Below are 12369 nucleotides of genomic sequence, written 5' to 3'. Positions count from 1 at the left end.
TTCTGTCAAACGGAACCATGTTTTAATTTATTGGGGGTGTTTCCGCTTGTTGGTTGACGCGAAGAGGGATGGAGCTGTTGTCGCGGCTCTCGTGGTGAGAGCCGTCGCTTGATGAAATGTTGCGGCGTATTGGATGACCAACTGGCCACGCCGCCGATCATCCCGGAGCCGTGGGGCATCGCGATATGCTGCAAATCAGGAGCGACCCTGACCCCTTCTACCGGCGGCGGATCGAAATCCGCCGTGCTCAGCCATAGGCCCGCGCGGCGGCTTGCCGGCCATGCGCTTCCGCATCATGCGCGCGCCGCGCGGCCATCGCATCATGCGCGCGCCGCGCGGCCATGATGTCGCCGACATGGGCTTCGGCCCAGCGCGTGATGTCGTCCAGCAGGCCGATCAGCCCGTCCGCCAGCGGCGTCAGCGCATATTCGACCGTCACCGGCACGGTGGGAAAGGCTGCGCGGCTGACCAGTCCGTCGCGCTCCAGGCTTTTCAGCGTTTGCGACAGCATCTTCTGCGATATGGCGCCGATCCGGCGGCGCAGCAGGTTGAAGCGCACCGGCCCGTCCTTCAGCGTCAGCAGCACCAGCACCGCCCATTTGTCACCGATCCGGTCGAGGATGTGGCGGGTCGGGCAATCGGGATTATAGGCGTCGCCGGGCTGCAATTGCGGGAGCGGGGCGGGCATGGCGGTATCCTTTGCGTAACCAGGTGAAGGCAAGGTGCCTTCTTGTTCTGTTGATATCCTGTTCGCTATCTGGTTTCCATTGGAAACTGTCAAAGGAAACAGGCATGAAGGTAGCAATCATCGGCGGCACCGGCCGCGCCGGGCGGGAAATCAGCGCCGAACTGGCGCGCCGGGGGCATCAGGTGACGGCGATCGCGCGGCATCCCGAACAGGCGTTGGCCGATCCCGCGGTCATAGCGATCAAGGGCGACGTCAACGATCCCGCCGCCCTGACCGAAGCTATTCGCGGCCATGACGCGGTGGTGAGCGCAGTGATGTTTTCCGATACCGACCCGGCGTCGCTGGTCGGCGCGGTGCGCGCTTCGGGCGTGCCGCGCTATCTGGTGGTCGGCGGCGCGGGCAGCCTGGAGGTGGCGCCGGGCGTGCGGTTGATCGACACGCCGGAATTTCCCGAAGCCTATAAGGCGGAAGCGGGCCGGGGCGCGGCCTTTCTCGATTATCTGCGCGGGGTAACGGATATCGACTGGACCTTCCTGTCGCCCTCCGCGCTGTTCTTCGTGGGCGAGCGCAAGGGCGCCTTCCGGCTCGGCACGGATCAACTGCTGGTCGATGCCGATGGCAACAGCAGCATTTCCTATGCGGATTATGCCATCGCCCTTGTCGACGAGATCGAAACGCCGCAGCACAGCCGCACGCGCTTTACCGCAGGATATTGATCTCCCGATATTCGGTCGGTGCCTAAGGGCGGTTCCCGATCGCCACTCTGAAGAAGGAGCCTCGGCCAAGACCGGCCGGGGCTCCTTCTTCATATACCGCCGCGGCCAGCCAATTGTTGCCGGTCACGCATCTTAACGGTCACGCGACCCCTTGATCTGCGTCAACGCGGGCAGGGCGGAGGAAAGACGACAGTCCGGCATCAGGACCAACAGGCAGTCTCCCCGGAAAGGCAGGATCGTGAGCAACAGGCCCCATTCCCTTCACCATGTCAATTTCCCCACGTCCGACCCGGAACGCACGAAGCAATGGTATCGGAAGGTTTTCGGGATGCGGCATGTCGATCCCAAGAGCAACAGCAAGATATTGCTGATGACGACCGGCCATTTCGACCTCCATTTCACGCCCTTTCCGAAGGAGCGGTTCAAGCGCCTGAAGCCGCTGCATTTTGCGATAGAAGTCGAGGATTTCGACGGCTTCCTCGATCATCTGGATGCGATCGGCGTGCGCCACACGCGGCCCGTAGCGCGACCGCAAAATGATTCCCGCTTCTGCTACATCCACGACCCGGACGGCAACATGGTCGAGCTGACCTGGCACGGGAAGCTGCACGTCGACACCTCGCCGCTGCTCGACTGAGCGGCGTGCACCCCCTCCATTCCTCTCATTTTCAGGACGGATAGCATGGCCGTTTCCAGACGTTTTCCGACAGACCATCATGGCGCGCTACTGCCGCCGCCCGCCTTCCTCGCCGCCGCGCCCGGCCTTTCCGGCACGGCGCTGGAGGAGGCGATCGACAGGGCGATCGAGGAATTGCTGATCCTCCAGCAGGATGCATGGATCAGCCTCGCGACCGACGGCGAACTGCGCCGCCGCTATCGTGCGGGCGGAGAGGGCGCGCGGGCCTGCGATCCGGCGGCCGAGGCGGCCTTTATTTTCGCCCACGGCCCGATGACGCCCAAGCTGTGCCTGCCGCGCCGCGAGGGAGCGCCCGGAACAGCCGATGGCGAGACGATCCGGCGTCTGCTGGAAATGGGCGTGCGCTATATCCAGATCGACGGCTCGGCTTATACGCCGCTGGTCCACAAGGCCGGGCGCGAGGCGATCCGCGCGGCCGGGGGCGATCCCGATGCGCGGCTGGCGGAGCAGATCGCCGCCGATGCGGCCGTGCTCGGCGCGCTGCGGCCGGAGGAGGGGGTGAAACTGGCGCTGTGCCTGCACGACCGGCACGATGCTGCCACCGCGCCGTTCGCGAAGGATCTGGACCCGGCCGCCGCCGAGCGGCTGTTCCACGGCGTTGGCGCCAACCGCTTCCTGTTCGATTGCGGCGGCGCTGCGAAGGGCGATTTCGCGTTCCTGTCGCTGCTGCCGGCCGAGGCCGATGCGGTGCTGGGGCTGTTCGACGCGCATGCCGCGCATTTGCCCGATCCCGACGATCTGGTCGCGCTGATCGACGCGGCGGCGGCGGTCGTCGACACCGACCGGCTGTCGCTCAGCCCCCGCCACGCGCTGACCGTCGGAGCAGGCGGATCGCCGGAGGCCGCGTGGGACCGGCAGGCTGACCGAGCCGATGGTGGTGACGGTCGCCACCGCCACGCCGAGCGCGACCTGCCACGGCGACAGCTGCACGCCCAGCCAGTGCGCGACATAGAGCGCGACGCCGAGGTTCATCGCCGGGCCGGTCGCGCGGAACAGGGCGACGGCAATGGGCAGGATCACCTCCGACACCGGGCGGCGCGTGCCGAGCTGGTCCAGCCCCTGCAACATCGCGGGCAGCGAGGCGAGTGAGGACTGGGTGGAGATGGCGACCGCCTGCGCGGGAATGGCCGCGCGGAAGAAGCGCAGCGGCCCGATCCGCGCGCCGAAGGCGGCGAGGAAGAAGGCGGCGATCCACACTAGCGCGCCGGTCACCACCAGCACCGCGACATAATGGGCGAGAGCCCCGAACGCCGCCCCTCCGGTCGCCCGGCCCAGCGTATAGGCGAGCGCCAGCACGCCGACGGGCGCCAGCCACAGCACCCAGCCGACGACGATGATCAGCGCATTGGCCGCCGCATCGAAAAATCCGGTGAGCAGCGCGCGCTGCCCCTCCGGCAGGCGGTTCGCCGCAAAGGCGAAGGCGAAGGTGAAGACGAGCAGCGGCAGGATCGCCCCTTCCGCGGCGGCCGCGAAGGGGTTGGTCGGTATGAGGCCGGTGAGGAACGCGCCCGGCCCCGGCACCGCGCCGACCTCCTGCGGCCGGACGAGCAGCGCGCGCAGCGCCTGCGCGGCCTCCGCCGGGATCGGGAACAGCGCGAGGATCGCGGGCACGAACAGCGCCGCGCTCAGCGAGGAGAGCGCCAGCAGCGCCAGCATCAGTGCGATGCCCCGCGCCGCCAGCCTGCCGCCGCGCGCCGCCTGCGCCGTCTGCGCGATGCCCGTCACCAGCAGCGCGACGATCAGCGGAATGACGCTCATCCGCAGTCCGTTGAGCCAGAGCGTGCCGATGATATCGGCGGCCTGCCCCCAGAAGGGCGCCGCCGGTTGCGTCGCCATGCCCAGCATCAGGCCGAGGAGGAGGCTGCCGAGGATCAACAGGGCCTTGCGCATCAGGATCTTACCCGGAATTAGGGGCGATCCGTCCCGCTTATTCGCCCGGCCGCCCGCTGCAAAGCCTTTTCGCTTCCCCTCCTTTTCGCTATGGCGCGCAGAAGGGCATGGCTGGCGAGGGAAGCAGGGTGAGCACGCGCAACTATTTCGGCACCGACGGCATTCGCGGCCGCACCAACAAATGGCCGATGACCGCCGAACTGGCGATGAAGGTCGGCATGGCGGCGGGCACGCATTTCCTGCGCGGCAAGCATCGCCATCGCGTCGTCATCGGCAAGGATACGCGGCTGTCGGGCTATATGGTGGAAAATGCGCTGGTCGCCGGCTTCACCTCGGTCGGCATGGACGTGGTGCAGTTCGGCCCGATCCCGACGCCCGCCGTCGCGATGCTCGCCCATTCGATGCGGGCCGACCTCGGCGTGATGATCTCGGCCAGCCACAACCCCTATCACGACAACGGCATCAAGCTGTTCGGCCCGGACGGCTACAAGCTGTCCGACGAGGACGAACTGAAGATCGAGGCGCTGCTGGATCAGGACATCCCGCTCGCCGCCTCGCAGGATATCGGCCGGGCGCGGCGCGTGGAGGATGCGCGCGGGCGCTATATCCATGCGGTCAAGTCCAGCTTCCCCGCCGACCTGCGGCTCGACGGGCTCAAGATCGTGGTCGATTGCGCCAATGGCGCGGCCTATCAGGTGGCGCCCAGCGCGCTGTGGGAACTGGGCGCGGAGGTGATCGCGGTCGGCGTCACGCCCAACGGCACCAACATCAACGAAGGCTGCGGATCGACCGCGCCGCTGCTCTGCCAGGAAACGGTGGTGTCGGCGGGCGCGGATATCGGCATCGCGCTGGATGGCGACGCGGACCGCCTGATCATCGTCGATGAAAAGGGCAAGGTGGTCGACGGCGACCAGATCATGGCGCTGATCGCCGCGCGCTGGGCGAAGGATGGGCGGTTGACCGGCGGCGGCCTCGTCTCGACGGTCATGTCCAACCTGGGGCTGGAGCGCTTCGTGCAGGGGCTCGGCATCGATCTGGTGCGTACCAGGGTCGGCGACCGCTATGTGCTCGAAAAGATGCGCGAGGGCGGCTACAATGTCGGCGGCGAGCAGTCGGGGCACATGATCCTCTCCGACTATGGCACCACCGGCGACGGCACGGTGGCGGCGTTGCAGGTGCTGGCGGCGCTGGTCCGTTCCGGCAAGACTGCGAGCGCGCTGCTCCATCAGTTCGACCCGGTGCCGCAACTGCTCAAGAATGTGCGCTTTTCCGGCGGCAAGCCGCTGGAGGCGGATGCCGTGCGGCAGGTCATCGCGCAGGCCGAGGCCGAATTGCAGGGCAGCGGGCGGCTCGTCATCCGCCTGTCCGGCACCGAACCGGTGATCCGCGTGATGGCCGAGGGCGACCGCGACGACCAGGTGCGCGACGTGGTGGAGCGCATCTGCGCCGAGATCGAGAGGGCCGCCGCCTGATGCTGGAGATGCGCCCCGATTGCGAGCGCTGCGGCTGCGACCTGCCCGCCGACGCGGGCGGTGCGTTCATCTGCTCGATGGAATGCACCTTCTGCGCGGAGTGCGCGGAGGAGCTGGACGACCGCTGCCCCAATTGCGGCGGCGAACTGATGGACCGCCCGGCGCGTGTCGGCGATGTGCTGTCGCGCTATCCGGCCTCGACGCGGAGGCATCACAAGGGATGAGCGAGCGGCCAGGAAACAGGCGGGGGGCCATCGGCCGCGTCCTCGTCATCGCCGGGTCGGACAGCGGCGGCGGCGCGGGGATACAGGCGGATATCAAGGCGATCACCGGCATGGGCGGCTTCGCGATGACGGCGATCGCCGCGCTGACCGCGCAGAACACGCTGGGTGTCACCGGCGTGCATGCGGTGCCGGTGGAGTTCGTGCTGGCGCAGATGGATGCGGTGCTCTCCGACATCGGTGTCGATGCGGTGAAGATCGGCATGATCGGCGGGCCGGATATCGTCCATGCGGTCGCCGACCGGCTGGAGGCGATGCCGGGCGTGCCGGTGGTGTTCGACCCGGTGATGGTGGCGACCAGCGGCTCGGTGCTGGCGGACGAGGCGACCATCGCCGCTTTCGGCCGCCTGATGCGCCGCGCGACGCTGACCACGCCCAATCTGCCCGAACTGGCCGCGCTGGGCGGCGAGGCGGCGGTGCGTGCCCATGGCTGCGCGCTGCTGGTGAAGGGTGGCCATGCGGAAGGCGACGAGATCACCGACCGGCTGATCGAGGCGGACGGGACGGAGCATGTCTGGCGCGGCCGCCGCATCGATACGCGGGCCGACCACGGCACCGGCTGCACGCTGGCGAGCGCCATCGCCTGCGGTCTGGCCGAGGGGCGGCCGCTGCCCGAAGCGGTGGAGCGGGCGCGCGCCTATGTGCGCGCGGCCCTGTCCGTGGCGCCGGGGCTGGGCGCCGGGCGCGGGCCGATGGGCTTTCCGCTGGAGCCGTTCCGGCCATGACGATCCTCTCGCTGATCGCAGGGGTGGACGAGGCCGGGCGCGGGCCGCTGGCGGGGCCGGTGGTGGCCGCGGCGGTCATCCTGAACCCCGATGATCCGATCGATGGCCTCGACGACAGCAAGAAGCTGACCCCCGCCCGCCGCGCGGTGCTGGAGGGGGAGATACGCGCCCGCGCGCTGCATGTCGGCGTCGGCATGGCGAGCGTCGAGGAGATCGACGCGATCAACATATTGCAGGCGACCTTCCTCGCTATGACCCGCGCGGTCGAGGCGCTGGCCTTCGACCCGCCGCATATATTGGTGGACGGCAACCGCCTGCCGCGCTGGCGCTACAGCGCGGAGGCGGTGATCGGGGGCGACGCGCTGCACGGCTGCATCTCGGCGGCGTCGATCATCGCCAAGGAGGAGCGCGACCGCTTCATGGTGCAGGCGGCGCGGCGCTATCCCCATTATGGCTGGCACAGCAACAAGGGCTATGGCAGCGCGGTGCACCTTGAGGCGTTGCGGGAGCATGGACCGTGCCCGCTGCACCGGCGCAGCTTCGCCCCGGTGGCGCAACTGGCGTTGCTGTAAGAGGGCGGCCAGGCGTCGTCTTCCAGACCGTCGCCCATGCGCAGGCGGGGCCTCAGGCCATGTCGCGCGCCGTCTCCTGAGATGCCGGTCTGCGCTCGCATGGCGTGAAAGCGGATCGCCAAAAAAATTTCACCCTCTCGATCGGGTGAGTCTTTCCGGCAACAGTACAGCATATTGAGTCCCTTGCGACTCGAAGGACTCAATATCTCGTGCCTGGCGCTCGACTCATCGATCTGCACGGGAATCCGCCGAGTCGTTAACCATTGTTACGCCCCTTGACGCGGAGTCGCCGAGGACTCATTCCGGTCCTTCGGACAGGTTTCGGGGGGTAGAATATGGGTGTTATGGAGCAGATCGGCACACGCACACGAAAGCGCAAGGCCGCCATCGCGCCGCAAATCGCGATCGAAACCGATCGCCTGATCCGGGGCGACTGCATCCCGGAAATGCGCAAGCTGCCCGATGCCTGCGTCGACATGATCTTCGCCGATCCGCCCTACAACCTCCAGCTCGGCGGCGACCTCAACCGGCCCGACGGCAGCCATGTCGATGCCGTCACCGACGATTGGGACAAGTTCGACAGCTTCGCCGCCTATGACAGCTTCACCCGCGACTGGCTGCGCGAGGCGCGGCGTATCCTGAAACCCAACGGCACCATCTGGGTAATCGGCAGCTATCACAATATCTTCCGCGTCGGCGCTACGATGCAGGATCAGGGTTTCTGGATCCTCAACGACATCATCTGGCGCAAGGCGAACCCGATGCCCAATTTCAAGGGCACCCGCTTCACCAACGCGCATGAGACGCTGATCTGGGCGAGCCAGAACGAGAATGCGCGCTATACCTTCAACTATCGCGCGATGAAGACGCTGAACGACGAGCTTCAGATGCGCTCCGACTGGGTGCTGCCGATCTGCGGCGGGCAGGAGCGGCTGAAGAAGGGCGGCACCAAGGTCCACCCGACGCAAAAGCCGGAGGCGCTGCTCTATCGCGTGATGCTCGCCTGCACCAGGCCGGGCGACGTGGTGCTGGACCCGTTCTTCGGCACCGGCACCACCGGCGCGGTGGCGAAGCGGCTGGGGCGCAAATGGATCGGCATCGAGCGCGAGGAAGGCTATTGCGAGGCGGCGCTGGAACGGATCGAGGCGGCGCTGCCGCTCGACGAAAGCGCGCTTTCCATCATGCAGAGCCCGAAGCAGCAGCCGAAGGTCGCCTTCGGCACGCTGGTCGAAACCGGCTATATCGCGCCGGGCACGATGCTCACCGACACGAAGCGCCGCTGGAAGGCGGTGGTGCGCGCCGACGGATCGCTGGAGGGAGAGGGGCATGCGGGCTCCATCCATGGCGTCGGGTCGAAGGTGCAGGGCGCGCCGTCGTGCAACGGCTGGACTTTCTGGCAGATCGAGACGAAGGATGGGCTGAAACCCATCGACACGCTGCGCCAGACCTATCTGCTCGCGACGCAGCCCTGAGCCGACAGGCGGAGCCATGATCGATCCATCGCTGCTCGAACCGGACACGAAGTTCTATCTGCGGCCGATCTGGTTCGCGGAAAGCCCGGTCGGGCTGGACGGGCGCACCGCGCGCATGGGCGGCGGGCTGATCTGGTTCCAGGGCTATGAAGTCACGGCGAGGCTGGACGGCGTCCTCCAGCGCGACCGGGTGACGATCGCCGATTTCGACGGCTGGTGCTCCTATCTGGTCGAGCCGCTGGCGGAGCGGGCACGGGCGCTTGCCGCCAATATCGCCGCGATCCGCCCGCCGCTGGCGCTGGGCGCGCGGATGATCCGCTTCGACGTGCCGCAGGTCATGGGCATATTGAACATGACGCCGGACAGCTTTTCCGACGGCGGCAAGCATATCGGCGATCCGGCTGCGGCGGCGGACAGCGGTTTCGCGATGATGGCGCAGGGCGCGGCGATCGTCGATGTCGGCGGGGAATCGACCCGTCCCGGCGCCGACAAGGTGTGGGAAGGCGATGAGATCGCCCGCGTCGTCCCGGTGATCGAGAAGCTGGCGGCGAGCGGCACGCCCGTCTCCATCGACACGCGCAAGGCGGCGGTGATGGAGGCCGCGCTGGCGGCGGGCGCGGGCCTCGTCAACGATGTGTCCGCGCTGCTGCACGACCCGCGCGCGATGGAGGTGGTTGCGGCGGCGGAGTGCCCGGTGGTGCTGATGCATGCGTCCGCCGTGGGGGACAATCCGCACGACAACCCGGTCTATCAGGACGCGGTGACCGATGTGTACGACTGGCTGGAGGCGCGGATCGCGGCCTGCGAGGCGGCAGGCATCGGGCGGGACAAGATCATGATCGATCCCGGCATCGGCTTCGGCAAGTCGTTGCAGGACAATCTCGCGATCATGAACCGGCTGGCGATCTATCAGGCGCTGGGCGTGCCGCTGCTGCTCGGCGTCAGCCGCAAGCGGCTGATCGGCGCGCTGTCGAACGAGGCGCCGGCGGCGCAGAGGCTGGGCGGATCGCTGGCGCTGGCGCAGCGCGGCGTCCAGTCCGGCGCGCAGATGCTGCGTGTCCATGACGTGTCGGAAACGGTGCAGATGGTGCATGTCTGGCGCGGCCTGCGCGACGCGGCTTTGGTGAGTGGCTGAGCCCCTGCCCGCCATGCCGGCGCAGGCTGGCATCTCTGGAGGTGGGTTCCGCGCTATCGAAAACGATGCCGGCCTGCGCTGGCATGACGAGATTGGCGATAATGGTCAGCTGCGCGCCTCAAGCCGCGTTGTCGATCCCCAGTTCCGACAATTTGCGGTAGAGCGTCGAGCGGCCGATGCCCAGCCGCCGCGCCACTTCCGTCATGCGGCCGCGATAATGGCCGATGGCGAGGCGGATCACGTCCGCTTCTATGTCCGAAAGCTGGCGGATATGGCCGTTATTCTCGAACAGCGTCACGCCGTTGGGGCTGGCGGTCAGGCGCGGCCGGTTGAGGTCGGTCACCGCTTCGGCGCCCTTGCCCCGGCCCATGGACAGCTGCGCCGAGATCTGCGGGAAATCCTGCGGCGTCAGCGCCTGCCCCTCGCACAGCACGGCGGCGCGGAACAGCACATTCTGCAACTGGCGCACATTGCCCGGCCAGTCATGCTGCATCAGCAGCGCCAGTGCCTCGGACGTGATGCCCAGACTGCGCATGCCCGGCTGGTCGGCGAGGCGCATCAGCAGATGGCGGGCGAGCGCGGGAATGTCGCTCTTGCGGTCGCGTAGCGGCGGCACGGCGACATGCATCACGTTGAGGCGGTAATAGAGGTCCTCGCGGAAGCGCCCGGCGCGCACTTCCTCCTCCAGCACCTTGTTGGTGGCGGCGATCACGCGTACGTCGACGCGCACCGGAATGCGGGCGCCGACCGGCTGCACCTCGCCATCCTGGAGCACGCGTAGCAGCTTGACCTGCGTGTCGAGGGGCATTTCGCTTACCTCGTCGAGGAAGATGGTGCCCATGTCGGCATGGACGAACTTGCCGGTCTGCCGCTCGAACGCGCCGGTGAAGGCGCCGCGTTCATGCCCGAACAGCACCGATTCGACCAGATTTCCGGGAATCGCCCCGCAATTGACCGCGACCAGCGTGTTGCGGTGGCGGGGGGAGGCGGCGTGGATCGCCTGCGCGATCACTTCCTTGCCGACGCCGCTTTCCCCTTCGATAAGGACGGGAACGCGGGTGCGCGCGGCCTTCGCCGCGATCGCGAGCGCGGCGAGGAATTGCGGCGCGCTGCCGACGATTTCGTTGAAGGCGAGCGGCGCGGTCAGCTTTTCCGTCAGCGGGCGCAGCTCGCCCTGCTTGCCGTCCGACCGGTCGAGCGTGGCGTTGAGCGCGGCGATCAGCCGGTCCGGCGCGATCGGCTTGGCCAGATAGTCGCACGCGCCCGCGCGCATCGCCTCCACCGCGTCGCTGACGTCGTTCTGCGAGGTGAGGACGAGCACCGGCATGTCGGGCCGCCGCTCGCGAATCTCGCGGATGATGTCGGCGGGCTTGATGTGGGGATTCCATTGGTCGACCAGCACCGCGTCCAGCCGCAATCCTTCATGGGTGCCCAGCATGGACAGCGCGGAAATATGATCGCCCGCGAAGATCGTGCGCCATCCCGCGCGCGACGCAAGCGCCGAAATCAGCCGCTTTTGCGCCGGTTCGTCGTCAATGAGCATCAATAAAGGGGAACCGTCCAGCGCCATCTGATAAAACCTCGTTCAACGGCCGTGGAGTAGCAGCGCTGGGTAAAAAGCTGATTAAGATTAAATCGATATTTTTCGCCGATCGCGGGCGAACAGATGTGCAAACGGCCCTCTCTGGAATCAATAGCATAGCAGGCGATGTGCAATCCGCTCCGGCCATTTCGGGGGTGCGGTGATGGGCAAGGCCATCACCGTTGGGGGTGTCGTCGGCGAATGCGTCTGCGGCCACGATCCATGCGACGGCCTTGATTGTGGCGTCTTCCTCCCCGGCGAAGCGCCGCGAAAGCGGCCTGCCCCAAAGAGCGCGGCTGAGATGGCGGGAATTCGCGCCCGCGCGTGGGCTACCCGCCGCGCCAAGTATGGACCGGAGGGGCACAGATGACGCCCCGCGACGTGAAACCGCCAGAGAAGCGGCGCGCCTTCCTCCTCTACTATGCCCGCGTGCTTCTGCGCGAGGCCCGGAGTCGCAGGGGTCAGAATGTAGACTGGATGATCGCAGGCGCCGCCCGCGCCAGACGTGAGGCGATGACTATCCAGCCCGCCGCCAAGCAGATGGAGATGTTTTGATGAGCGAGCGGCTCCGCTTCCGTCTGGTTCAGGGCGGTATCCCGGTCGCATGGTCGGAAGGCCCAAGGGCGTATGACGAGATCATGCACTATGCTGTCGTCTATTCACAGGACGGCCCGGTGAAAATTCAGGCGCATGAGCGCGGCAAGTGGCGTCCGTGGCCACCTCGGCTGAGAAAGGAACCCACCCAATGACCCCCGACCTGATTGAGAAGATGGCGCGGGCGATTTGTGAATTGCGCATTCGCGAAATTCGGAGATTCGATCGGACGCCAGAGGAAATCGAGCGGCAGTTATCCGCCTCCGTCGATTATGCGTGGGGCGGGTGGGTTCCAGAGGCTACCACCGCCCTGTCCGTCGCGCTGGATGCGATCGGGGAGGAATGCGCGAGGGTGGCGGGTGAAGTTATTGTTCAAGCGCGGATGGGTGAGATCGACAACGATCTTCGCTCGATCTACCATATTCAGGCGGATGAAATCCGCGCCCGCATCGCTGAGCTAAAGCGCGCTTTGCCTCTCACGAAATAGCACCAACCGCCTTTGTCTCTCACGAGAGGCGGTTTCGTTGACATCAAACCGTCGCAAG

The 12369-nt window shown here is 67.0% G+C and carries 14 protein-coding genes; 11 read left to right on the top strand and 3 right to left on the bottom strand.

The window, feature by feature from the left end:
- Positions 1-247: 247 nt before the first annotated feature.
- Positions 248-688, bottom strand: coding sequence for a winged helix-turn-helix transcriptional regulator (locus tag GGR43_RS20275; protein ID WP_188073629.1), 441 nt, complete (start codon positions 686-688; stop codon positions 248-250).
- Between the two features lie 104 nt (positions 689-792).
- Between GGR43_RS20275 and GGR43_RS20270 the strand changes: the two genes are divergently transcribed.
- Both GGR43_RS20270 and GGR43_RS20265 read left to right on the top strand, forming a co-directional pair.
- Positions 793-1404 (top strand): NAD(P)-dependent oxidoreductase, encoded by a 612-nt coding sequence (locus tag GGR43_RS20270; protein WP_188073628.1) that lies wholly within the window; start codon positions 793-795, stop codon positions 1402-1404.
- A gap of 238 nt (positions 1405-1642) precedes the next feature.
- On the top strand, positions 1643-2041 hold the full coding sequence (locus GGR43_RS20265; protein ID WP_188073627.1) for a VOC family protein: 399 nt from the start codon (positions 1643-1645) through the stop codon (positions 2039-2041).
- 87 nt (positions 2042-2128) lie between these two features.
- Here the strand turns inward: GGR43_RS20265 and GGR43_RS20260 are convergent, their stop codons facing one another.
- Complete coding sequence (locus GGR43_RS20260) at positions 2129-3991, bottom strand: cation:dicarboxylate symporter family transporter (RefSeq protein WP_188073626.1); 1863 nt, start codon at positions 3989-3991, stop codon at positions 2129-2131.
- A gap of 128 nt (positions 3992-4119) precedes the next feature.
- Here GGR43_RS20260 and glmM point away from each other — a divergent pair, with 128 nt between their 5' ends.
- From glmM to folP, 6 genes are all read left to right on the top strand, one after another.
- A complete protein-coding gene (gene glmM, locus GGR43_RS20255) occupies positions 4120-5463 on the top strand; it encodes a phosphoglucosamine mutase (protein WP_284278054.1) in 1344 nt (447 codons plus the stop codon).
- Complete coding sequence (locus GGR43_RS20250) at positions 5463-5687, top strand: DUF1272 domain-containing protein (protein ID WP_188073624.1); 225 nt, start codon at positions 5463-5465, stop codon at positions 5685-5687. The genes glmM and GGR43_RS20250 overlap by 1 nt, the downstream gene beginning before the upstream one ends.
- The gene (thiD, locus tag GGR43_RS20245; RefSeq protein WP_188073623.1) at positions 5684-6469 is read left to right on the top strand and encodes a bifunctional hydroxymethylpyrimidine kinase/phosphomethylpyrimidine kinase; all 786 of its coding nucleotides are present in this window, start codon (positions 5684-5686) and stop codon (positions 6467-6469) included. The genes GGR43_RS20250 and thiD overlap by 4 nt, the downstream gene beginning before the upstream one ends.
- Positions 6466-7041, top strand: a complete 576-nt coding sequence (locus GGR43_RS20240; protein WP_188073622.1) for a ribonuclease HII — start codon at positions 6466-6468, stop codon at positions 7039-7041. The genes thiD and GGR43_RS20240 overlap by 4 nt, the downstream gene beginning before the upstream one ends.
- A gap of 335 nt (positions 7042-7376) precedes the next feature.
- Positions 7377-8513, top strand: coding sequence for a site-specific DNA-methyltransferase (locus GGR43_RS20235; protein ID WP_188073621.1), 1137 nt, complete (start codon positions 7377-7379; stop codon positions 8511-8513).
- A gap of 16 nt (positions 8514-8529) precedes the next feature.
- Positions 8530-9648: a dihydropteroate synthase gene (gene folP, locus GGR43_RS20230; RefSeq protein WP_188073620.1), complete on the top strand. Its 1119-nt coding sequence runs from the start codon at positions 8530-8532 to the stop codon at positions 9646-9648.
- Positions 9649-9766: 118 nt separating this feature from the next.
- Here folP and GGR43_RS20225 read toward each other — a convergent pair whose 3' ends face one another.
- Positions 9767-11218 (bottom strand): sigma-54-dependent transcriptional regulator, encoded by a 1452-nt coding sequence (locus tag GGR43_RS20225; protein WP_188073619.1) that lies wholly within the window; start codon positions 11216-11218, stop codon positions 9767-9769.
- Between the two features lie 378 nt (positions 11219-11596).
- Here GGR43_RS20225 and GGR43_RS20220 point away from each other — a divergent pair, with 378 nt between their 5' ends.
- Genes GGR43_RS20220 through GGR43_RS20210 form a run of 3 tightly spaced genes read left to right on the top strand, consistent with a single transcriptional unit; the run spans position 11597 to position 12311 of the window.
- Positions 11597-11785, top strand: coding sequence for a hypothetical protein (locus tag GGR43_RS20220; protein ID WP_188073618.1), 189 nt, complete (start codon positions 11597-11599; stop codon positions 11783-11785).
- On the top strand, positions 11785-11979 hold the full coding sequence (locus GGR43_RS20215) for a hypothetical protein (RefSeq protein ID WP_188073617.1): 195 nt from the start codon (positions 11785-11787) through the stop codon (positions 11977-11979). Before GGR43_RS20220 ends, GGR43_RS20215 begins: the two co-directional genes overlap by 1 nt.
- The gene (locus GGR43_RS20210) at positions 11976-12311 is read left to right on the top strand and encodes a hypothetical protein (protein WP_188073616.1); all 336 of its coding nucleotides are present in this window, start codon (positions 11976-11978) and stop codon (positions 12309-12311) included. Before GGR43_RS20215 ends, GGR43_RS20210 begins: the two co-directional genes overlap by 4 nt.
- The last annotated feature ends 58 nt before the right edge of the window (positions 12312-12369 follow it).

It is taken from the genome of Sphingobium jiangsuense, from assembly GCF_014196495.1.
GTDB lineage: Bacteria > Pseudomonadota > Alphaproteobacteria > Sphingomonadales > Sphingomonadaceae > Sphingobium > Sphingobium jiangsuense.
Note: the sequence above shows the minus strand (reverse complement) of the source record. Positions and strands in the feature narration are given on the sequence as shown.